Source organism: Pseudodesulfovibrio hydrargyri, assembly GCF_001874525.1.
GTDB classification, from domain to species: Bacteria; Desulfobacterota; Desulfovibrionia; order Desulfovibrionales; family Desulfovibrionaceae; genus Pseudodesulfovibrio; species Pseudodesulfovibrio hydrargyri.
Genome location: NZ_LKAQ01000004.1, coordinates 1,299,493 through 1,321,103 on the forward strand (window position 1 = coordinate 1,299,493; position 21,611 = coordinate 1,321,103).

The window sequence follows — 21,611 nt, forward strand, 5'->3', positions numbered from 1 at the left end:
TTGAGGTGGGGGAGTGCCGGGGTTCCCGACTTCTTGCTGCATCGTCAAGACGAAAGGATTCGTTGCCGCTTCCGTACACCCCTCGTGAAGCGACACAAAAAAGTTTGGAAAGGAGAGGGGATGGGGGGTCCGGGGGAAGGGGAGAGGGAAACTTTTCCAAAAGTTTCCCTCTCCCCTTCCCCCGGCCGCCGGAGGCATCTTCCATGAAAATAGCGTTTGCGGGCAAGGGTGGCGTGGGCAAGACCTCGTTGTGCGCGTGGGTGGCGGACTGGCTGGCCCGCAGCGGCAAAAACGTCTGGCTGGTGGACGCGGACACGGCGTTGTCGCTGGGCCAGGCCTCGGGGCTGGACGCGGACGCGCTGCCCGAGCCGCTGGTTTTGCGCGGCGACCTGGTGCGCGAGCGAATCCACGAGGGCGGATTTTTGAATCTCAACCCCGAGGTGGGCGACCTGCCCGAGGAACTGGCCGTGGACGTGCCGCTGGGCGGCGAGCCGCTGCCGGGCGTGGAGCCGGGACGCAAGCGGCTGATCGTCATGGGCGCGGTGACCAATGCGGGCGGCGGGTGCGCGTGCGACGCCAACGCGTTGTTGAAGGCGCTGCTGGCGCACATCGTCATGGACCGCGACGAGTGGGTCCTGGTGGACCTGGAGGCGGGCGTGGAGCATCTGGGACGCGGCACCGTGGCCCACGTGGACGGGCTGGTGGTGGTCTCCGAGCCGTCCATGCGCAGCCTGAGGACCGGAGCCGAGGTGGGCCGCATGGCCGCCGACCTGGGGCTGGACAACCAGGTGCTGGTGCTCAACCGCTATACGGGCGGTGAGCCGCCGCAGTTGGACGGCCTGCCCGAATGGCGGATGTCCGTGCCGGTGCTGGACGGACTGGCCGAGCGTCAGATGACGGACGCCTCCGTGCTCGGCCTGCCCGAAAGCGCCCTGCTGGACGGGCTGGCCCGCGCCCTGCTGGACGGGCTGGCCGCGAGGGAGCGGGGCGAAACGGGCGGCAACTGATAACTAATACCGTAAGTACTGTATCTTTCCGGTGATTTATAATTGCATCCGTCTATCCAAAAGCGCATTTTCATGCGCAAGGGTAGGGGGTTGCTTGGCAATGACGCGTGTCCGGGAGGTGGCTGATGGGATGGAAGGACTGTAAACTCTATTTAAAGTTTGGTATTGGTTTCGGTTCGGTCTTGTTGCTGCTGCTGGTGCTGGGGGGCTGGGCGCTGTTCGGCATCAACGGCATTGTCGGCAATGCCAAGGAGGTCATTACCGGCAACAAGTTGCGGGGGAATTTTACCCAGAAGGTGGTGGACCACCTCAAGTGGTCGGAAAAGGTCAACGAGTTGCTGACCAATTCCCAGGTCAACGAACTGCACGTCCAGACCGACCCGCACCAATGCGCCTTCGGCAAGTGGTTTTACAGCGACGCCCGGACCGATGCCGAGAAACTGGTTCCCGGCCTGAAGCCGCTCATGGCCGAGATCGAAAAGTATCACAACACATTGCATGAATCGGCGGTGGAGATAGGCGAGAAATATGCCCCGGCGGATGTGGCGCTGGGGTCTTTTTTGCGCGACAAGAAGCTCGACCACCTGCGTTGGATGGGCAAGGTCAAGGATGCGCTTATCGATCCCGCGAGCACAAGCACCGGGGTGCAGACCGACCCGCACCAGTGCGCGTTCGGCAAATGGCTCTACTCCGACGAGACGGCCAGGCGGATGAAGGACGATCCCGGGTTCGGGGCCCTGGTCCAGAAGATTTTCGAGCCGCACCGTTCCCTGCACGAATCCGCCGCCGAGATCGACACCGAGCTGGCCTCGGGCGAACGGGCCAAGGCCCAGGAATGGTACCGGGACATCACCGCGCCGTTGGGCGAGGAGACCCTGGCGGCCATCGACGGGGTGCTCGGCCTGAACGACGCCCGAATCAAGGGGTATGAGGCGGCCAAGGCGGTCTACGCCGGGGTCACGGTGCCCGCCCTGAACAAGGTCCAGGAGCTGCTGAACAAGAGCATGGACCTCATTTCCGCGAACATCATGACCGATGAGGAGATGCTCCAGAAGGCGGCCAGCACGCGCCTGGGCGTCATGATCTTCGGCGTCGTCTCCGTGCTGGTCGGCGTGCTCCTGGCCTGGCTCATCGCCCGGGGGATAATCGGGCCGCTGCGCAAGGGCATGGACTTCGCCCGGATCGTGTCCACCGGCGATCTGACCGCCTCGGTGGACCTGGACCAGAGCGACGAGGTCGGCCAGTTGGCCAAGGCCCTGACCGGCATGGCCGACCGGCTGAACCAGGTCGTGGCCGACGTGAACGGGGCCACGGACAGCGTGTCCGCGGGCAGTGAAGAACTGTCCGCCTCGGCCCAGTCCCTGTCCCAGTCCGTGGTGGAGCAGTCCGCGTCCATCGAGCAGATTTCCGCGTCCATGGAGGAAATGAGCGCCGGGGTGCGGACCACTGCGCAATCCGCCAAGGAGACCGAGACCATCGCCTCCAAGGCCGCCGAAGGGGCCAAGGAGAGCGGCCTGGCCGTGGAAGAGGCCATGGAAGCGCTCAGATCCATCGCCGAGCGGATCACCATCATTCAGGAAATAGCCCGCCAGACCAATCTGCTCGCGCTCAACGCGGCCATCGAGGCGGCCCGGGCCGGCGAGCATGGCAAGGGTTTCGCGGTGGTCGCGGCCGAGGTCCGCAAGCTGGCCGAGCGCAGCGGCAAGGCGGCCGAGGAGATCGGCGACCTGTCTTCGGCCTCCATGGGCGTGGCCGACAAGGCGGGCCGGATGCTCGACGAACTGGTGCCGCAGATCGGGCGCACGGCCGAGCTGATTCAGGAGATCGCCTCCAGCTCCGTGGAGCAGGAAAAGGGCGTGACCGAGATCGGCAAGGCGATTACCCAACTGGACGACGTGGTTCAGGGCAACGCCTCGGCCTCGGAGGAGATGGCCTCCACCAGCGAGGAGCTGTCCGGCCAGGCCCAGATGCTGGCCGAGGCCATGACCTTCTTCAAGGTGGCCTCCGGCGGGGGCCGGACCACGGTGGTGGCCCGGCGGTCCGCGGCCAGGTCCCTGCCCGCCGCACCGGCCAAGGCCGGGCGCGGCCAAGCCAAGGACTCCGGTCTCGCCCTGGACATGGGCGACGATGAGGATTTCGAAAAGTTCTGATCACGACCTGGGCCGGCGGGAACGCGAACAGGCGGGACGGGGCCGCTTCGGGGTGTACGCTCCGGGGCGGCCCCGTTTCCGTTCAGGCCCGGCGGGTCGCGCTCCCCCAGTCCGTCCGGGCCATGCGTCTCGGAATGGTTTTCGTTATAATTGTACTTTGGAGGGCAAGTCCCGTATAAGTTCGAAGGATACCCGTATGTCGGGAACGAAGAAACGAGACGCAACTTCCGGGGGAATCTTGCACACCAAGTCCACATCGCTCCCCTTCAAGGCCACCCTGGCCGCCGTTGTGTTCCTCGGGCTGTATCTGGCCAGCCTCAGGAACTATCTCCTCTTCCATACCATGGTTGAGATGTTCTCCATCGTGGTCGCCTTCGGCATCTTCACCATCGGCTGGAACTCGCGCTATTACATCAAGAGCAACTACCTGCTCTTCCTGGCCATCGCCTACCTGTTCATCGCCTTTCTCGATCTGCTGCACACCATGTCCTACAAGGGCATGGGCATTTTCACCGACTACGACTACTATGCCAACCAGGTGTGGATCGCCACGCGCTACATGGAGAGCCTCTCCCTGCTGGCCGCCTTCTGGTTTCTGAAGGAGAGCCGGGCCGTGAACGCGGTCCGGGTGTTCTCGGCCTATTTCGCCCTGACCGCCGTGATCGTGGCCGTCGTCTTCTGGTGGAGGATCTTTCCGGTCTGCTTTGTGGACGGAATCGGGCTGACCCCGTTCAAAAAGAACAGCGAGTACGTCATCTGCCTGATCCTCGGGGCGGCCACCTGGCTGCTCTTCCGCATGCGCGACCGGTTCGATCCGGTGGTCCACCGCTGGCTGGTCTGGTCCCTGGTGTTCACCATCTGCTCGGAGCTGGCCTTCACCTTCTACATCAGCAACTACGGCTTTTCGAACCTGGTGGGCCACTACTTCAAGCTCTTTTCCTTCTATTTCATCTACCGGGCCCTGGTGGCCACGGGCATCACCGCCCCGCACGCGGTGCTCTTCCGCGCCCTGCAGGACTCGGAGACCAAATTTCGGGGACTGGTGGAAAGTTCGCGGGACCTCATCTGGGAGGTGGACGAGGCCTTGCGCTACACCTACGTCAGCCCTCTGGCTCCGGACATCCTCGGCTACGCCCCGGAGGAGATGCTCGGCCGGACGCCCTTCGACTTCATGCCCCCCGGCCAGGCCGGGGCCGCGCGCGAGGCGTTCCGCGAGGCGGCCGTGAGCGGGGCGCCGGTGCACCGCGAAAACACCGTCCTGAGCACCAAGGGACGGGAGGTCGTCATGGAGACGCGCGGCGTGGCGATCCTGGACGCCGACGGCCGGGTGGCCGGATACCGGGGGGTGGACCGGGACGTGACCGGGCGCAAGCACCGCGAGCTTGAACTCAGGCAGCTTCAGCGGGCCGTGGAGAGCAGCCCCATCGGTATCGTCATCACCTCCACCGGCGGGATCATCGAATACGGCAACCCGGTCTTCTTCGGGCGGCGGGAGATCACCGGCGTGGACGCCCTGGGCCGGGACATCGCCGGTTTTTTGGGTGACGGCGCGCAGGATCCGGCGGTGCGCGGGGTCGGCGAGGCCATGCGCGCGGGCCGCCTGTGGCGGGGAGACCTGGCCCGCCGCAATTACCGGGGGGACCTGGTCTGGGAGCAGGTCATGATCGCGCCCGTGACCGACCGGCAGGGCACGCTGGTCAATTTCGTGGCCACCTTCGAGGACATCACCGACCGCAAGGTCCTCGAGAAGCTCAAGGAGGACGTGGAGCAGATCATGCGCCACGACCTCAAGAGCCCGCTCAACGGGATCATCGGCATTCCCCAGCTGCTCATCGAGGAGGGGAACCTGTCCGAGCAGCAGGTCGAATTGGTGCAGTTGGTCGAGAGCACGGGATACCGGATTCTGGGCATGGTCGATCACTCCCTGGACCTGTTCAAGATGGAGACCGGGGTCTACGAATACATCCCGGTCGAGGTGGACGTCGCGGAGGTCGTCGAGGCGGTCCTCAAGGACCACGCAAGTCCGGCCAGGAGCAAGAACATCGCTTTCAATCTGTTCGTGGAGCGGGCGGCCTGCGGAGCGGACGGCCTCATCCTGTCGGACAAGGACCTGCTCTACCGCATGCTTTCCAACTTCGTGGCCAATGCGGTGGATGCCTCGCCCGTCGGCGGCGCCGTGGACGTCAGCCTCGAGGGAGTCCCGTGCCGGGTCATCCGCATCCGCAACCGGGGGGCGGTCCCGGCGGAGATCCGCGACCAGTTCTTCGAGAAATACAAGACCTGGGGCAAGAAGCGCGGCACCGGGCTCGGCACCTACTCCTCCAAGCTCATGGCCGACGCCATGGGCTACGGGCTGCATCTCGACACCTCGGACGAGGACGACGTCACGGTCATCTCCATCCTTTTGTCCGGGGCGTGATCCCGTTCGCCGACTTCCCCGTTTTTTTCCGATTGGCCGTGACAAGGCCGCGTCTTGGGCCTACCATGACGGGAAGGGCGTCTTCCGGCCCGGGCCGGACCGCGTTCACGCAGGCACGACAGCAACCCCACAGGACATACCGGAGGAATCATGGCCAACGCATTCGATACATTCACGTTGAAGGACATCACCTTGAGAAACCGCATCGTGGTCCCGCCCATGTGCCAGTATCAGGCCGTGGACGGGGTGCCCAACCAGTGGCACGAGATCCACTATCCGTCCATGGCCCGGGGCGGGGCCGGGCTGGTCATCGTGGAGGCCACGGCGGTCTCGCCCGAGGGGCGCATCTCGCCGGGCTGCACAGGGCTGTGGAACGAGACCCAGGCCGGGAAGATGGCCGGGATCGCGGCGGGCATCAAGCGGGCCGGTGCCGTGCCCGGCATCCAGATCGGCCACGCGGGCCGCAAGGCGAGCGCCAACGTGCCGTGGCAGGGCGACGACCACATGGCCGAGGACGACCCCAGGGCGTGGCAGACCATCTCCCCGTCGGCCGTCCCCTTCGGGGCCAACCTGCCGCGCGTGCCCAGGGAGATGACGCTTGAGGACATCAAGCGCGTCCAGGACGACTTCGTCGGCGCGGCGCGGCGCGCCCGGGATGCCGGGTTCGAATGGCTGGAACTGCACTTCGCCCACGGCTACCTGGCCCAGAGCTTTCTGTCCGTGCACGCCAACAGGCGCACGGACGGCTATGGCGGCGACCTGGCCGGGCGCGGCCGGTTCATGCGCGAGACCCTGGCCGCCGTGCGCGAGGTCTGGCCCGAACGGCTGCCCCTGGCCGTCCGCCTCGGGGTCATCGAGTTCGACGGCCGCGACGAGGAGACGGTCGCGGACGCGGTCAGCCTGACCAGGGATTTCAAGTCCCTCGGCCTGGACCTGCTCGACGCGAGCCTGGGCTTCACCACCCCGGAGGCGAACATCCCCTGGGGACCGGCCTTGGTCGTGCCCTATGCGGCGCGCATCCGCAAGGAGGCCGGCATTCCGGTGTCCGCGGCCTGGAACGTGGACACCCCGGAGATCATCCGCGACGTCCTGGCCGACGAGCGGCTGGACCTGGTCATGCTCGGCCACCGCCACCTGTCCAACCCGCATTATCCCTACACCCTGGCCAAGGCCTATGGCATCGAGAATCCCGGCTGGAAGACCCTGCCCGAATCCTACGCCCACTGGTTGGACCGCTACAAGGCCAGCGACGAGCGCTAGGCCCGCATCGAACGGACGGCGACGACGCCCCGGAAGAGGAATCCTCCGGGGCGTTTTTGCGTTCCGGGCCGGGGGAAAACGTATGTCACGGATGCGTTATAATAATAGCTGTAAATTTCCGGTTCAGGTATTACGGCTGTGTATGAAAGTAGGGTGTGGCATCGGCCCTGCGGGGGCCGATGGTAGTTCGTCAAACAAACTAGGTGGGGATATGCAGTTCAAGTCCATCAAGACAAAGATCGTGGTCATGGCCGGAGGGTGTCTCCTGGCCACCGTCGTGGTGCTGGTCGGCATCCAGATGATTTCACAGTCGCGCTCCGAGCGGTTCGTCGGCGAAAAGGTCAACGAGCTCATCGAGGAGCAGACGCGGCAGAGCCTGACGGCCGTGGCCCAGCGCGAGGCCGGGACCATCAGCCGGACGCTGAACATCAACCTGGACACCGCCAGGACCATTGCCGACGCGTTCAATGCGGTCCGGAAGGACTCGGGCGCGGGGGCGACCTTTGACCTGCGCACGGCGTTCAACGATATTTTGCTCAGGGTGCTGGAGAATAATCCGGAATTCCTGGGTACCTACAGCGCGTGGGAGCCCGGCGCCCTGGACGGCCAGGACTCCGCCCACGCCGGGAACAAGGCCACGGGCCACGATGACACCGGGCGGTTCGTCCCCTACTGGAACCGGGACGAGAACGGCCGCATCGCGCGTCAGGCCCTGGTCGGGTACGAGGACGCGTCCACCCACCCCAACGGGGTGACCAAGGGCGGCTGGTACCTGTTCCCCCGCGAGCGGCACAAGGAGAACATCCTTGATCCCTTCCCCTACATCGTCCAGGGCCGTCAGGAGTGGCTGACCACCATGTCCGCCCCGATCATGCTCGATGGGAAGTTCCTGGGCATCGCCGGCACCGACCTGCGGCTCAAGTTCATCCAGCAGCTCAGCGAGAAGGTGGCCAAGTCCCTGTACGACGGGGCGGCCCGCGTGCAGGTCATCAGCTATCTCGGCATCATGGTCGCGGACAGCAAGAACCCCGACGCGGTGGGCAAGCCCTTCAAGGACGTCTTTGACGGCGACTGGAAGAAGATCGTGGACAGCATCCAGGGCGGCAAGTCCTACGCCGACATGGCGCCGGGCAAGGAGACGGTCGACATCAGCGCCCCGATCGAGTTGGGCCGCACCGGGACGCCGTGGGGCATCCTGATCGAGGTTCCCCGCAGCGTGGTCTTTGCCGACGCCGAGCAGCTCGCCAAGGTCATGGCCGACAATTCGCGGCAGAACGCGGTCCTCGGCGTGAGCGCGGGAGCGGGTATCGTGGTCCTGGCCTGCCTGGTCCTCTGGTTCCTGGCCAACGGTCTGGTCGCGCCGGTGCGCAAGGCCGTGGCCTTTGCCGAAAAGATCGCGGGCGGCGACTTCGTGGACAACCGCATCGACGTCAAGCAGAAGGACGAGATCGGAGCCCTTTCCCGAACCCTGAAGGAGATGGCCGAGAGGCTCAAGGACGTGGTCATGGACGTCAAGTCCGCCTCGGAGAGCGTGGCGGCGGGCAGCACCGAACTGTCGTCCTCGTCCCAGGCCGTGTCCCAGGGGGCTACCGAGCAGGCCGCGTCCATCGAGGAGATCACCTCGTCCATGGAGGAGATGACCTCGAACATCGCCCAGAACGCCCAGAACGCCCAGGAGACCGACACCCTGGCCACCAAGGCGGCGGACGACGCGCGGGTCAGTGGCGAGGCCGTGGAAAAGACCGTGGTGTCCATGCGCAGCATCGCCGAGAAGATATCCATCGTCGAGGAGATCGCCCGACAGACCAACCTGTTGGCCCTGAACGCGGCCATCGAGGCGGCCCGGGCGGGCGAACACGGCAAGGGGTTCGCGGTCGTGGCCGCCGAGGTCCGCAAGCTGGCCGAGCGCAGCGGCACGGCCGCCGCCGAGATCAGCGAGCTGTCCAGCAGCAGTGTGGAGGTAGCGGAAAAGGCGGGCGGGATGCTCAAGTTGCTGGTCCCGGACATCGAGAAGACCGCCATGCTGGTCCAGGAGATCACCGCGGCCAGCAACGAGCAGAACGCGGGCGCGACCCAGATCAACCAGGCCATCGCCCAGCTCGACAACGTCATCCAGCAGAACGCCTCGGCGTCCGAGGAGATGGCCTCCACCTGCGAGGAGCTGGCCGGTCAGGGGCAGCATCTGCAGGAGGTCATGGCCTTCTTCCACGTGGACGGCGGCGGGGCCCGCTACGGTTCCACCACCAAGGTGGTCAAGCGGAAGCCCGCGCCCGCCCTCGCCCCGGGCAAGCCGGCCCCGGTCAAGCCCCAGGGGCTGGCTCTGGAAATGGACATGGACGACCAGGAAGACTTCGAGCGCTTCTAGCCGTCCGGGCAATCAATCAGATAGGAAAGGCGGGGCCGCGCGGCTCCGCCTTTTTTCGTTCCCGCTTGCGGTTCACTCCCGGTCCTCCAGGTAGCGCTCCGCGTCCTGGGCCGGGGGAGAGCCGAACATCCGCGTGTATTCACGGCTGAACTGGGAGGGACTCTCGTAGCCCACGTGGTAGGCGGCCTCGGCCGCGCCCTTCTGCTCGGCGACCATGAACCGCCGGGCCTCGATCAGCCGGAGCTGCTTCTGGAACTGGATGGGCGTCAGCGTGGTGATCTTCTTGAACCACTGGTGCAGTCCGGACACGCTCATCTCGGCGATGTCCGCCAATTCGTTGATGCGCAGCGGCTCGCGGAACCGCCGGTTGATGTGGGCGATGACCTTGCCGACCTTCTGCAGGCTCCCCTCCTGCATGGCCAGGTGCGCGATGTGCCGCCCGTGGCCGGACTTGAGCAGCCGGTAGCAGACCTCCCGGATGTACATGGGAGCCAGGAAACCGGCGTCCTCGGGCGCGTCCAGGAGCCGGGCCAGGCGCAGCAGGGGCTCGCCCAGGGCGTCGTCCATGGTCTCCACGAACAGGGACCGGGCGGCCTGCCCGGAGCCGCTCGGGGGAATGTTCCCGGCCAGGAATATCTCCCCGGCCATGGTCAGGTCGATGTCCATCTGCAGGCAGAGGTACGGGCGCTCGGGCGAGGCCTGGGTGACCATGCCGATGATCGGCATGGTCACCGGGATGGTCATGTAGTCGCCCGTGCCGCAGGCGTAAAGATCGTGGCCGTAGGTTATGGCCTTGGCGCCCTGGACCACCAGGCAGATGCACGGGTTGTAGACCTCGGGCAGATGCTCGTCCGGCCTGTCGATGCGCACGCAGGACACCCCCTGGATCGGGGTCTGGTTCAGGTTTCTGTTCGGGGTGTGGCGCGAAACGATGTCCGCCAGCGCGTTGAGAGCCGGGCCGTTCATATCCTTATCCTCATGCGCCGCCGCGGAGCGGCGCTCGATTATTCTTCGCCGTGTATTATCAGGCAATAGGCGTGGACTATTGGGTATTCAAGTATTCCCGATAATCCGTAGTGTCAACATCCGTGACGGACGGACGGAATGACCGGAAGCCAACGCATGCCGTCGAGCGTCGAGCAACTCTCCTGACTGAAAACGGAGATCGTTCCGCGTCGCGGTCGGCAGGCTCACAGTGAAGATTTATATTTTTTGACAACCAGACCACATCACCAAGGAGGAATCCATGGCAAGTTTCATCATCCCCCGCGAGACCTATTTCGGCTCGGGCGTCGTCGCCCAGCTCGGCAAGCTGAAGGGCGAGAAGGCCACCATCGTCATCGGTGGCGGCTCCATCAAGAAGAACGGCGGCCTGGCCCGTATCGAGGCCGAGCTTCGCGGCGCGGGCATCGATACCCAGGTCATCGAGGGGGTCGAGTCCGATCCCACCATCCAGACCGTGCTGGCCGGGGTGGAGCGCATGCGCGAGTTCGGCCCGGACCTGATCGTGGGCGTGGGCGGCGGTTCGCCCATCGACGCGGCCAAGGCCATGTGGCTGTTCTACGAGCAGCCGGACATGACCCTCGAGAAGGCCGCCGTGCCGTTCTCGCTGCCGACCCTGCGGCGCAAGGCCCGGTTCGTGGCCGTGTCCACCACCAGCGGCACGGGCACCGAGGTCACCTCGTTTTCGGTCATCACCGACGGCGAGACGGGCATCAAGTACCCCATCGCGGACTACAACCTGACCCCGGACGTGGCCATCGTGGACACCGACCTGTCCGCCGACCTGCCCTCGAGGCTGGTGGCCCACACCGGCATGGACGCCCTGACCCATTCCATCGAGGCCTACGTGTCCAACGTGTCCAACGATCTGACCGACGCCCTGGCCATCAAATCCATCGAGATGATCGACCAGTATATCAAGCCCTCCTACTACGGGGACACGGAGGCGCGCGGCAAGATGCACATCGCCCAGTGCCTGGCCGGGATGTCGTTCTCCAACGCCATCCTGGGCATCGTGCACAGCATGGCCCACAAGAGCGGCAGCATCCTCGACCTGCCCCACGGCTGCGCCAACGCCATCTTCCTGCCCCACGTCATCGCCTACAACGCGGCGGAGGCCCCGGCCAAGTACGCCGAGATCGCCGACCGCCTGGGCCTTGCGGGCGACACCGACCAGGAAAAGGCCACTGCCCTGGCCGCTCACATCGAGACCATGAACAAGGCCCTGGACATCCCGTCCACCCTGGCCGAATTCGGCGTGGACGAGGCGTTCTTCAAGGAAAACCTCGAACGCATGGCCGAAGGCGCCGTGGCCGACCCCTGCACCGGCACCAACCCCCGCTGCATCGACAAGGAAGCCATGCGCACCCTCTTCGAACTGGCCTACTACGGCAAGTAGGCGCGACCGCAACCACAATATGAAAAGGGAGGAGCCTGAGGGCTCCTCCCTTTTTCGTGCGCGGACAGCCGCTTGTATCGGAACTCTTGAATTGATACGGGGGTGGGAATAGCTGACCGGAAGGCCCGGAGAGTTCGGGGGGAATAGTATTGTGTTCCCAGATTTCCGGACATTTCACTAGAGTGACATCTGAAGCTGAAAAATGGAGACATCTTCCTAATGAAAGATCAACAACTATTATATTGGGAAGTCGTAAGGTGTCATTCCTGATTCCGCGAAGGTGAAGTTGAAACCGAGTCCCCAACGCAGGGGCGCTGGAGGGGGTATGGGCTTTTCCGTGTGCGTCAGAAACTTGATGCTGGTCTTAATGGCCGTAGTAGCGATTGTGGGATGTGCAAGAGGGGTTTATCCAGTTGATAATCATAAAAATTATGTGTGTCGAACTGAAGAATCCTGTGCAAGGACAAAAAATGTGCTGTTTGGGGTGGTGTTCGAAAGCCCAACGGAAATGGAATACTATCTTTGTAAGGATCGTGCGAATAATGCAAGAAAGAGTAAACATCTCAACCGATCAGAGTATAATGATTGTATAGTAAATTGTATGAAGCAAAGGGGATACGATTACGTCGGTCGAGAAGCGCCCCGTTCTTTATTTTAGCTGATGCCTCTGTAGGCTTCCCCTTATCGAGCTGATGCGTGAACGGTGCGCGAAATATAAGTCGAGATAACCACCCGCTCCGATCCCGCCAGTTTGGAAAGCCTCAACCACGACCCCGCCCAGGCGCAGGATATTCCCGAGGACGAGAAGACCTCGACTGTGCACGCTCGGGAATTATGTGCCCGAAGTGCCGCATAATGGGCGCAAACACACGGAAGGTTGAAGACCAAAAACATAAGGATTCAGGCAATCGCCTGAATCCTTATGTTTTGGGTGCGCCAGGTAGGATTCGAACCCACGGCATTCGGCTTAGAAGGGCGATATTAACATATTGAATTTATGAGATAAAATATAAAACCGTACTGAAATAGCGGTTGTTTTTAGTTGGTTTGGTGAGTTTTGACTACTTTTGACTACCAGGCATTCAACTGAGGGGCGCAAAATTGGCGCAAGTTGTGCCGGATAAACGGGTGGAAGTGGCGATAACTCCTTTGGTTGTTCAGGTGTGCCTTTATCGGTTGGACTCAATACCTTATTTTGTTTTGAACTGACCCCATACTTCTATCAAGCGGAATTCTTTGAGGGATAGACTCTTTTCTAACCTTACGCCGGATAATACCTGATTTTCGCGTAGACCTACCGTACGCGAGATGCAGGCGGCCGCCGGGGAAGGCTAGGCCAAGTCATTCAAGCATATGTTTCGCGATTCGAGCTTGCCGCGATGGCTTTGCTTGCGTCATCAGCGCGCAGCCAACGGCGATACTGGTGTGCGTTCGGGCAAACAGCCTTGGTTGTCGTGTGCGGTGAAACGCACAGTCCATGTGCGAATCAAACGCAGTGTAATTGTTAAAATACATTGATTTCGACTGGATATTCTAATTCTGATTGCTTGGTACGCTTCTTGTTCCTCTGGGGAGACGATGTCCTTTCGGACTTTGAATTCACCATTGGGGAAAGAGGAACATGCTACACACATTCAGATTACTGGTCCTGACCTTGGCCGTTTTGTCCGCCCTCCCGGGCGCGGGCCTGGCCGCAACCGATCCGAACGGCCTGTCGCCGTCTCCGGACATGACCTTTCTCCCGCACCTGGCGGGGCTGCGGAACAAGGTCTACAAGAACCAACTGGGACAGAAGAAGAGCCTGTCCGAGGCCATCGTGCTGCGCGGCAGCGAGATCGCGGACGGCAGGGCCACCATCCAGCCGGGCGGTCTGTTCTATGTTTCCGAGACCTCTCATGACGCCGCGCCCTTTCGGCGCGACCCGTTCCTGCTGCTGGGCGAGCACGCCTACCTGGTGGGCCTGAAGACGGCCAAGCTCACGTTCAGGGACGTGGCCCTCAAGAAGGGTGACCGCACGCCTCTGGGCGACACCGGCTACCGCCTCTGGTTCGACTATTCCACCGACCATTTCGACAAGCCCTACGGCGAGTTCGCCGTGATTTCGCCTTCGGGCGGCTTTCCCCTCGAGTTCCCCATCTCCACCACCCATGCCAAGCGCGAGGAGGTTCGGGACATTCATCTCAAGGAAGGGATCAACCCGCAGCTGGACAAGTTCTATCTGGACAACACCTACTATTTCGGGGCCAGCAAGTACGTGGCCAAAAAGGTCGGCTTCGACGACGCCGAATTCGAGTCCATCGAATTCCCGTCCATCAGCGAGGCGACCTTCTCCCTGCAGCGGCCCCTCATCCTCGAGGTGCGCCAGGAGGACTACCGTTTCTATCTGAACAAGCGCATCTACGCCTTCCGCCGCCCGGACGGCTTCCTGGTCCGGGTGACCGACTTTTCAGGCGGCCACGTGTACGCCGAGAAGCTGGTCAAGCCGACCACGGCCCAGGAGTACAAGACGCGCATGGATGAGCAGGACAAATACAACCTGACCATCCCCGAACTGAACATCCGGGTGGAGATCGTCATGGATCCCGCCTTCCTGAAGGATTCCGACTTCGTGCCCTGGGCCACCTCCAAGGCGCACGGCTATTCCTCGGGCAACTTCTCCTTCGTGGTCTACCGCGACCTGGTCACCGTGAAGAACGGCCAGCCCTGGCCGCTGGACAGCCGCTACAAGGTGGTGCTGGAGCCCAATCTGGAGACCGGCATGCTCCACCGCGTGCTGCTGGAAAACAACGAGACCATCACCCTGGACAACGCCCACGACGCCTACGACGGGCCGGTCAAATACTCCGACGTCTACAACCGGCACGCCTTCAAGGTCGTGGCCAACGGCTTCGACAAGGACGTGGTCCGCAACCTGTACGTGCGCGACTACTATTTCATGCGCACGGACAACATGGTCATGTGGCCCAAGGAGGGCAACCGCAACCTCGACTTCTTCCTGGGCTCGTCCCCGGTGCTGGAGCCGATCATCGAGCGTTCCTTCCTGACCCGCCTGGCCGATTCCTCCTACGGAACCGTGGTCGAGGAGTCCAAGTTCACTTCCTATCCCAAGGCGATCTCCGACGCCTCCTTCTACGAGCCGGATCATACCGCGCCCTTCGTGCCCCGGCTCAAGGGGCTGATGCGCAAGCTGTCCCGCAACCGCAAGGCGGAACGGCTGCTGTCCGCCGAGGCCATCGTCATCCGGGGCTCCTACGTGGACTACCGCAACAACCGGATCGTCATTCCGCCGGCGGGCCTGTGCTACACCTCGCGCAACGCGCGCAACATCCGCACCCTGGCCGGCGAGAGCTTCTTCCTGCTCGGCAAGCGCGCCTATCTGACCACGTTCACCTCCGGCACCTTCGTGCGCAAGGACTTCAACCTGGACTTCTGGAAGAACCAGCCCATGGGCGACGGCAACCTGATGTACTGGCAGGACGAACTGCTCGGCGTGCGCAACAAGGCGTTGCGCTACACCGGCATGTCCTACCTGGACGACCGTCCCGTGGCCTCGCTCTCCCTGATGAAGTATTCCGGCAACCGCTGGGGATCGCACTTCTATCTTGCCCAGGGGTTGGACCAGTCCGAGGAGGCGGGCAACCGCTACTACTTCCCTGAGGTCTTCTCCGAGGGCGGGACCTACATCCAGCCTGAATACATCGGTTCCAACTACGTGAAGATCAAGGAGTTCGGCACCCCGTCCCTGCAAAGCATCAGCTACACCTACAACAAGCCCAAAGGCGTGGCCATGGGCGCGGGCGATACCGCCAAGCTGGGTAAGTTCACCCTGCGCTGCAACGGGGTGGACGCCAAGGCGGGCACCGTGGACCTGACCCTGCTGGACAAGTCGGGCAAGGTCGTGGCCGCCAAGGTCGTCGGCCCCCTGAACGCTGAGGCCGAGAAGCTCCTGCCCCAGGACATGGTCGTGGCACGCAGGATGCAGTTCAAGGTCGGTTCGGTCCTGGCCGAGATGGACGTCAAGGACCCGTTCAAGGACGGCAAGGCCAATCTCTGGACCTACACCGGCATCCAGGAGCTGGAGCGCGACACCCCGTTCGAGTTCGACCCGCGCTTCGTGGTTCGTCCCGACGTCTGCGGTCACTGCTATCAGCTCAACGAGGTCCTGATGGACAACCCCGAGCCGATCATCCTGGACAAGGATCATCCGGTCTACGAGGGCCCCAAGAACGCCCAGGGCGAGCCCCTGTTCAAGATCGTCATCGACAGCTTCGACGGTGAGATGGTCCAGGCCTGGCACCTTGAGACCGAGTACAAGGGCGAAGTCGACAGGACCGACAACCTCGCCTTCCGTCCGCGCAACAACGTGGACGTGCTGGTCGGCGTCAACGGCACCATCGAGGGCTTCCTGCGCCTGTCCATGCTGCCTCGCCTGGGCTTCATGGATCACTGGCGCGTCGGCTCCAAGGCCCCGCACGACAAGCTGAGCGGCTCCGTGAACACCGGCGGCTCCGCCCATATCCGCCGCTAACGGGCGCAAGCTATCACGAGGAAAACAATGAATACCGATACCATGGCAATAAACTATGAGCTGGGCCGGAAGTCCTGGTTCAGCTCGCTGTACGGCCTGAAGGCGGTCCTGCCCGGCTTCCTGGCAATGTTCTTCATCGCCATCTTCAGCAACAACCTGGCGGGCGTGCCCAACCCGTTCACCCTGGCGAACCTGTTCGCCTGGCTGGACGGCGTGATCGGGCCCCTGCACCACCAGTCCTTCTTCCAGATCATGAACTCCAACTTCGTCTGGAATCCGCTGCTGGTCGGGCTGATCATCGGCAACGTCTTCGGCGTGCCGGACTGCTGGAAACGCGGCCTGTCCTACATTCACATGCTGATGCCCCTGGGCATCATCATGCTGGCCCCGCACTTCATGATCGGCCACGCCTTCAAGCTCGGCGTGACCCCGATCCTGATCTGCACCGTGTTCCTGTTCCTGACGGCCACGGTCACCCTGTGGGTCTCCCGGCTGCTCAAGCTCGACGACCGGCACGGCTCGATCATCGCGGGCGGCCTGTCCACCGGCGATCCGCACGTCTGCGCCATCCTCATGCCGCTGATCAAGGCCAAGGGCAGCCAGGTGGTGCACTCCACGGCCTGCGTCATCGTCTTCGGCCTGATCGCCATGAACCTGGTGCCCGTGCTCGGCGAGTGGATCGGCCTCCCGGCCAAGTACATCGGCCTGGCCTCGGTGGTCGGCGTGGGCAACAACGCCCAGGCCGTGTACGCCGGGTTCGGGAGCGGCTACGAGGCCGGGCGCTACGTGGGCTGGTTCGACGTGGCCCGCCACGTGATCATGCCCGCCGGCTTCCTGTACGTCTTCGTGGTCATGTTCATCCGCAAGCTGCGCAATCCCCGGGGTGAGAACGTGCACGCCACCGGGGCGATCAAGACCTTCCCCCTGTGGCTCGCCGTGTTCGTCTTCCTGTGGATCCTGGCCTGCCTGCACGTCTTCAAGCAGCCCGCGGCCCACGCGATCTTCGAGATGGTCAAGTGGGACTTCTCCCTGGCCGCGGCCGCGCTCGGCCTGTCCCTGTCCTTCCGCGAGATCGCCGGGCATGGCTTCAAGGGCTTCCTGGTCACCTGCATATCCGGCCTGGTGCGCATCGTCCTGCTGCTGGCCGCCATCCTGATCTGCATCAAAACCGGGCTGCTGCCCGCCTAGGGAGGGAACGATGAGCAAGAATCGATTCACCACCGACGACAAGGGATTCGACTACATGGCCAACAACGGCGTGGAGGAGCAGGACCGGGATACCCTGGGCATCCTTTTCGCCGTGGCCGTCATGGCCGTGATCACCGTCAGCCAGTACCTCGGAATGCTCTAGGAGGAGATCATGCACGGCATCTACTACGTCATCCTGCCCGTGTTCGCGGCGCTGCTGGTCCTGCTGACCATCGCCGCCCTGTACATGGGCGTGTTCAAGGCCCATCGCGAGTCCGCCTCCATGGGCAAAAAGGCCATTTCCGGAATCGCCAGCGGCGTCCTGTCCTGCCTGGTCTGGTTCTTCATGTACAGCCATCACTATCTTGGCTGGTAAACCGCAAGGAGAAATTCAATGAAAAAATGCATCATCGCCCTGACCCTCTTGTTGACCCTGGCCCTGTGCGCGGCCCCTGCCTTCGCGGCCGACAACAGCGGCAAGATCAACCTCAACGTGGCCACCGTGGAACAGCTTCAGGCCATCGACGGCATCAGCCCCGAACTGGCCAAGAAGATCGTGGACCAGCGCGAGGAGAACGGCGAGTTCGTGGACATGTCCGAACTGCTGGATATCGACGGTGTGGACAACGCGCTGCTGCGCAAGCTCGGCGACTTCATCTACATCGAAGCGGCGTCGGATTGTAACTGCTAGGGAGGGGACGATGAACCGCCTTCTGCTCTTCCTCGCCGCCGCCTGCTTCGTGGTTTCGTTCATGGCGGCGGCCGCCCGGGCCGACCTGTTCGGCGATTACGTCGGATACATGGCCTGCCAGGACTGCCACGCCGACAAGGTGGAGGGGTGGAAGACCACCCCCCACGGCAACGCCTTTGCCGACCTCAAACAGCAGGGCGAGGAGAAACAGTCCGTGCCCGGCTGCGTCAAATGTCATGTGGTGGCCATGGACGCCGACGGCGGGTTCATCGACATGGACCTGACCCCGGAACTCAAGGACGTGCAGTGCGAGTCCTGCCACGGCCCCGGCCGGGCGCACGTGGAATCCCAGAATCCCAAGGACATCGTCGGCCATCCCGATGAGGCTGTCTGCCGGACCTGCCACACCGAGGGCCAGGACAAGAACTTCGACTACAAGGTGAAGTCCCGTTTTGTGCACGGGACCAAATAGAGAACATCAGTGAAACGAGACCATTGCCCCGGTGGAGCCCGTCCAGGCCTGCGGCCTGGCGGGCACCGCCCAGGCGGTTGCCGCGTAAATCGGACTGAACAACCATAGACAGGGACGATCCGCCTCCCCGTACCGTCCGCACACGACATGCGCTCCAGCGCAGGGTGTGAAAACCGACAAGGATTCGACCATGAAATTGCGCACCATTGTTCTGACTCTTACCGTTGTCCTTTGTCTGGCCGGGTCCGCCTGGGCGGGCCAGTTGAAGATCAGCGACACGCAGGTCCACTTCGGCAACATGAAGGAAGGGCCCAATGCCGAGAAGACCGTCACCCTGACCAACGTCTCGGACAGCAACGCCGTGGTGGCCAACGTCTCCACCAGCTGCGCCTGCACCACCACCCAGCTGGACAAGACGGAACTGGCCCCCGGCGAGACCGCCTCCATGGTCATCACCTACCATACATTCAAGTATCCCGGTAAGTTCGACAAGACAGTCCACGTGTTCACCGGCGCGGATGGCAAGACCGAGGATGTCATCCACATCCTGGGCTACGTGGATCCCATCCCCATGGGCGTCATGGAAGTGGAGCCGCGCAAGGTCGACGTGGGCGAACTGGCGGCCGGGAAGACGAACACGGTTCCGCTCAAGGTGGCCAACACGGGCGACGCCCCCATGAAGGTCACGGCCGTGAAGTCGCAGAAGTTCGGGAAGACCTACTGGCAGGGCGAGAAGACCATACCCGCCGGCCAGTCGGCCACCCTGGACCTGGCCGTCGCGCCCGGCGGGCAGGGCCGGTTCCTGGATATCGTCATGATCTTTTCCGATGCCAGGAACGACATCGGCAAGGGCTACAAGACCGTCCTGCTCGGCACGGTCAAATAAACCGCTCGGGCCTGACGGCCCAGGCAACCGTTTCAGCAACCTCCCTCTCCACTTGCCCCTCCGGCCGTTTCCGGCCGGAGGGGCAGTAACGGCATGAAGGTCCGGGAGCGGACGGGGAAAAAACGCGTGCAACATCCTGAAATCGATATCTCGACACGAGAGCTGGTTGAATCCGACATTTCAACCGGCAGCCTCTACCGAACCTCCCCCGGCACTCCTCCTGCCGGGGGAAACCGGGTGAAAATTATGCCTGACACGGCCATGATGGCGTGTCGGGCCGCTTTGATATAGGGTCGCGCCATGTTTCGACGCAGCGCAATGCATATCGTTTCCTTTGGGTTCTTCTTCCTCCTCTTCACAGGGACTGGCCTGTGCCGTGAGAAGATCCGGGTCGCCGCCAGGATCATGTCCCCGCCGTTCTCCTTCCTGGTCGCCAAGGACGGGAGGAAGGTCGTTCGCGGTTATTCCGTGGACGAAATGGTTCTGCTCGCGCAGATCATGAACGTCGACCTGGAGTTCAAACCCCTGCACGACCTGGCCGTTCGCAAGAGCATGCTTAGGGACGGGACCGTGGACATCCTGGGCCACGATTCCCAAAAACTGGCCGAGGAGTTGGGGGCCGAGTTCATTCCCATCGGCATCAGCCTGAGGCACCACCTTTACGTCAACGAGAATTGCCATTCCGTGACCTGCCTTCGCGATCTCGGCACGAAAAAGGTGGTGGCCATCTCCGCCGGTCCTTACAGTCCCGAAACCAAGCTGGAAGGCGACGTCCTGTGGCTGACCTCTCCGCTGGAGGCCCTGACCATGGTCAGCCAGGGGGCCATGGACGTGTTTGTGGCTCCCTCCGAGCGGGTGGCCGACGATATTATCGACCGCTATCAGATACCGAACATCGTCAAGAAGGGCGTTGTGCTTGGCGAAACCCCGCTGGGCATCATCATCACTGGAGCCAAGCCGGAACTGGCCCAAAAGGTCAGGAAGGCCTTTTCGCACCTGCAGGAGGTCGGGCTCACGGCGCAGTTGCGCGACAAGTGGTTCGGCAAGCCGACCATCGCCGACGACATCAGGGTGTACGCCAAGTACGTGGCCATCGGTTCGAGCGTGGCCGGGGTGGTCTTCATCGTCATCGTGGTCTGGAACGTGCTGCTTAAGCGCCGGGTCGAGGAGGTCACGGGGGACCTGAAGCGCACGGAGCAGCGCTACAGGGACTTGATCGAATCCTCGCCGGACATGATTTTTCTGGTCAACGAAGAGGGGGATATCCTGCACGCCAACGAACGGGCCAGGACGTTTCTCCTGTTCCCCAAAGGCGAGGTGCCCGCCCTCCAGCAGCTGGTCACCCGGGAGTACCGGGACGAGATCGGCGCCTTTCTGACCAAGGTGTACCATGACGGCTGCGACAAGCTCGACCTGCAGATGCTCGGCGTTTCCGCGCAACCCATGGAAGTGGAGGTGGCCGGGCGCATCATCCAGGGAGGGTCCCAGGAGGGCGTGCTGGCCTGCCTGTTCGCCCGCAACGTCACCGAGCGCAACCGCATGGAGGAGGAACTCATCCAGTCTGAGCGGCTGGGCATCATCGGCAAGATGGCCGCCAGCCTGGCGCACGAGATCAACAACCCCCTGGGCATCATCCAGGCCAATGCCGAGGACTTGATGTACGAGGAAGGCTCGTCCAGGGACGTCAAGGACGGCCTCGCCGTCATCCAGCGCAACGCCATCCGCGCGGGCGAGATCACCACCGGGCTGCTGGAGGCGGCCACGCCCAGGCCCATGATCATGGAGATTCTCGACGTCCGGACCTTGATAGCCGATTCGCTCCTGTTGCTGGGCAGCAGGAAGAAGCGGGAGCGGGTCACCCTGGAGATCGAGGAGCGCCCGTTGTTCATCCGGGGCGACGAGCGGGCCCTGCAGCAGGTGCTGGTCAATCTGGTGTTCAACTCCCTGGCCGTGACCGACGAGGACGGCACCATCGCCATCCTGGCCCAGGGCGAAGGGGAAGGGGAGCACGCGACGGTCCGCATCGAGGTCCGGGACACGGGCAAGGGCATCCCCAGGGAGAACCTGACGCAGATTTTCGAACCGTTCTTTTCCTCGCGCAAGGGGGGATTCGGCCTCGGGCTGTTCATTACCCGCAGAATGGTGCAACGGCTTGACGGCCTGATTTTCGCTGAATCCGAACTGGGAAAGGGAACCTCCATGTTCATGGAGTTCCCCGCCGCCCGCCTCAAGGAGAGCTGAGCC

15 protein-coding genes are annotated in these 21,611 nt (G+C 63.1%); 14 read left to right on the top strand and 1 reads right to left on the bottom strand.

The genetic code is table 11. From position 1 onward, the window contains the following. The first annotated feature begins 203 nt into the window (after positions 1–203). The 5 genes from BerOc1_RS10480 to BerOc1_RS19280 all read left to right on the top strand — a co-directional run bounded on the left by BerOc1_RS10480 (position 204) and on the right by BerOc1_RS19280 (position 9,201). Positions 204–1,007 (top strand): ATP-binding protein, encoded by an 804-nt coding sequence (locus BerOc1_RS10480; RefSeq protein ID WP_071545648.1) that lies wholly within the window; start codon positions 204–206, stop codon positions 1,005–1,007. A gap of 125 nt (positions 1,008–1,132) precedes the next feature. Then, positions 1,133–3,157 (top strand): methyl-accepting chemotaxis protein, encoded by a 2,025-nt coding sequence (locus BerOc1_RS10485; RefSeq protein WP_071545649.1) that lies wholly within the window; start codon positions 1,133–1,135, stop codon positions 3,155–3,157. 238 nt (positions 3,158–3,395) lie between these two features. Further along, positions 3,396–5,576 carry an MASE3 domain-containing protein gene (locus tag BerOc1_RS10490; protein WP_071545650.1) on the top strand — a complete coding sequence of 727 codons (2,181 nt, stop codon included), beginning with the start codon at positions 3,396–3,398 and terminating at the stop codon, positions 5,574–5,576. A gap of 150 nt (positions 5,577–5,726) precedes the next feature. Next, positions 5,727–6,836, top strand: coding sequence for an NADH:flavin oxidoreductase/NADH oxidase (locus BerOc1_RS10495; protein WP_071545651.1), 1,110 nt, complete (start codon positions 5,727–5,729; stop codon positions 6,834–6,836). A gap of 211 nt (positions 6,837–7,047) precedes the next feature. Continuing rightward, a complete protein-coding gene (locus BerOc1_RS19280) occupies positions 7,048–9,201 on the top strand; it encodes a methyl-accepting chemotaxis protein (RefSeq protein ID WP_071545652.1) in 2,154 nt (717 codons plus the stop codon). A gap of 72 nt (positions 9,202–9,273) precedes the next feature. On the opposite strand, the gene BerOc1_RS10505 is transcribed toward BerOc1_RS19280, so the two are convergent. Next, positions 9,274–10,167: an AraC family transcriptional regulator gene (locus BerOc1_RS10505; protein ID WP_071545653.1), complete on the bottom strand. Its 894-nt coding sequence runs from the start codon at positions 10,165–10,167 to the stop codon at positions 9,274–9,276. A 280-nt stretch (positions 10,168–10,447) separates the two neighbouring features. Between BerOc1_RS10505 and BerOc1_RS10510 the strand changes: the two genes are divergently transcribed. From BerOc1_RS10510 to BerOc1_RS10550, 9 genes are all read left to right on the top strand, one after another. Further along, a complete protein-coding gene (locus tag BerOc1_RS10510; RefSeq protein WP_071545654.1) occupies positions 10,448–11,602 on the top strand; it encodes an iron-containing alcohol dehydrogenase in 1,155 nt (384 codons plus the stop codon). 1,621 nt (positions 11,603–13,223) lie between these two features. Further along, a complete protein-coding gene (locus tag BerOc1_RS10515) occupies positions 13,224–16,130 on the top strand; it encodes a hypothetical protein (protein WP_071545655.1) in 2,907 nt (968 codons plus the stop codon). A gap of 27 nt (positions 16,131–16,157) precedes the next feature. Then, entirely contained in the window at positions 16,158–17,318 is a 1,161-nt protein-coding gene (locus BerOc1_RS10520) for a putative sulfate exporter family transporter (RefSeq protein ID WP_071545656.1), read from the top strand. A 10-nt stretch (positions 17,319–17,328) separates the two neighbouring features. Next, a complete protein-coding gene (locus tag BerOc1_RS19115) occupies positions 17,329–17,481 on the top strand; it encodes a hypothetical protein (RefSeq protein WP_165610808.1) in 153 nt (50 codons plus the stop codon). Positions 17,482–17,490: 9 nt separating this feature from the next. Then, positions 17,491–17,694, top strand: a complete 204-nt coding sequence (locus BerOc1_RS10525; RefSeq protein ID WP_071545657.1) for a hypothetical protein — start codon at positions 17,491–17,493, stop codon at positions 17,692–17,694. A gap of 18 nt (positions 17,695–17,712) precedes the next feature. Further along, complete coding sequence (locus BerOc1_RS10530; RefSeq protein ID WP_071545658.1) at positions 17,713–18,009, top strand: ComEA family DNA-binding protein; 297 nt, start codon at positions 17,713–17,715, stop codon at positions 18,007–18,009. Positions 18,010–18,019: 10 nt separating this feature from the next. Further along, positions 18,020–18,481 (top strand): cytochrome c family protein, encoded by a 462-nt coding sequence (locus tag BerOc1_RS10535; RefSeq protein ID WP_071545659.1) that lies wholly within the window; start codon positions 18,020–18,022, stop codon positions 18,479–18,481. A 190-nt stretch (positions 18,482–18,671) separates the two neighbouring features. Beyond that, positions 18,672–19,367: a DUF1573 domain-containing protein gene (locus BerOc1_RS10540; RefSeq protein ID WP_071545660.1), complete on the top strand. Its 696-nt coding sequence runs from the start codon at positions 18,672–18,674 to the stop codon at positions 19,365–19,367. A 300-nt stretch (positions 19,368–19,667) separates the two neighbouring features. Continuing rightward, complete coding sequence (locus BerOc1_RS10550; RefSeq protein ID WP_084641377.1) at positions 19,668–21,608, top strand: ATP-binding protein; 1,941 nt, start codon at positions 19,668–19,670, stop codon at positions 21,606–21,608. Positions 21,609–21,611 lie beyond the last annotated feature (3 nt).

Coding starts and splice junctions, on each gene's coding strand:
- BerOc1_RS10480 (WP_071545648.1), top strand. CDS start 204: ATGAAAATAGCGTTTGCGGGCAAGGGTGGCGTGGGCAAGACCTCGTTG.
- BerOc1_RS10485 (WP_071545649.1), top strand. CDS start 1,133: ATGGGATGGAAGGACTGTAAACTCTATTTAAAGTTTGGTATTGGTTTC.
- BerOc1_RS10495 (WP_071545651.1), top strand. CDS start 5,727: ATGGCCAACGCATTCGATACATTCACGTTGAAGGACATCACCTTGAGA.
- BerOc1_RS19280 (WP_071545652.1), top strand. CDS start 7,048: ATGCAGTTCAAGTCCATCAAGACAAAGATCGTGGTCATGGCCGGAGGG.
- BerOc1_RS10505 (WP_071545653.1), bottom strand. CDS start 10,167: ATGAACGGCCCGGCTCTCAACGCGCTGGCGGACATCGTTTCGCGCCAC.
- BerOc1_RS10510 (WP_071545654.1), top strand. CDS start 10,448: ATGGCAAGTTTCATCATCCCCCGCGAGACCTATTTCGGCTCGGGCGTC.
- BerOc1_RS10515 (WP_071545655.1), top strand. CDS start 13,224: ATGCTACACACATTCAGATTACTGGTCCTGACCTTGGCCGTTTTGTCC.
- BerOc1_RS10520 (WP_071545656.1), top strand. CDS start 16,158: ATGAATACCGATACCATGGCAATAAACTATGAGCTGGGCCGGAAGTCC.
- BerOc1_RS19115 (WP_165610808.1), top strand. CDS start 17,329: ATGAGCAAGAATCGATTCACCACCGACGACAAGGGATTCGACTACATG.
- BerOc1_RS10525 (WP_071545657.1), top strand. CDS start 17,491: ATGCACGGCATCTACTACGTCATCCTGCCCGTGTTCGCGGCGCTGCTG.
- BerOc1_RS10530 (WP_071545658.1), top strand. CDS start 17,713: ATGAAAAAATGCATCATCGCCCTGACCCTCTTGTTGACCCTGGCCCTG.
- BerOc1_RS10535 (WP_071545659.1), top strand. CDS start 18,020: ATGAACCGCCTTCTGCTCTTCCTCGCCGCCGCCTGCTTCGTGGTTTCG.
- BerOc1_RS10540 (WP_071545660.1), top strand. CDS start 18,672: ATGAAATTGCGCACCATTGTTCTGACTCTTACCGTTGTCCTTTGTCTG.
- BerOc1_RS10550 (WP_084641377.1), top strand. CDS start 19,668: ATGTTTCGACGCAGCGCAATGCATATCGTTTCCTTTGGGTTCTTCTTC.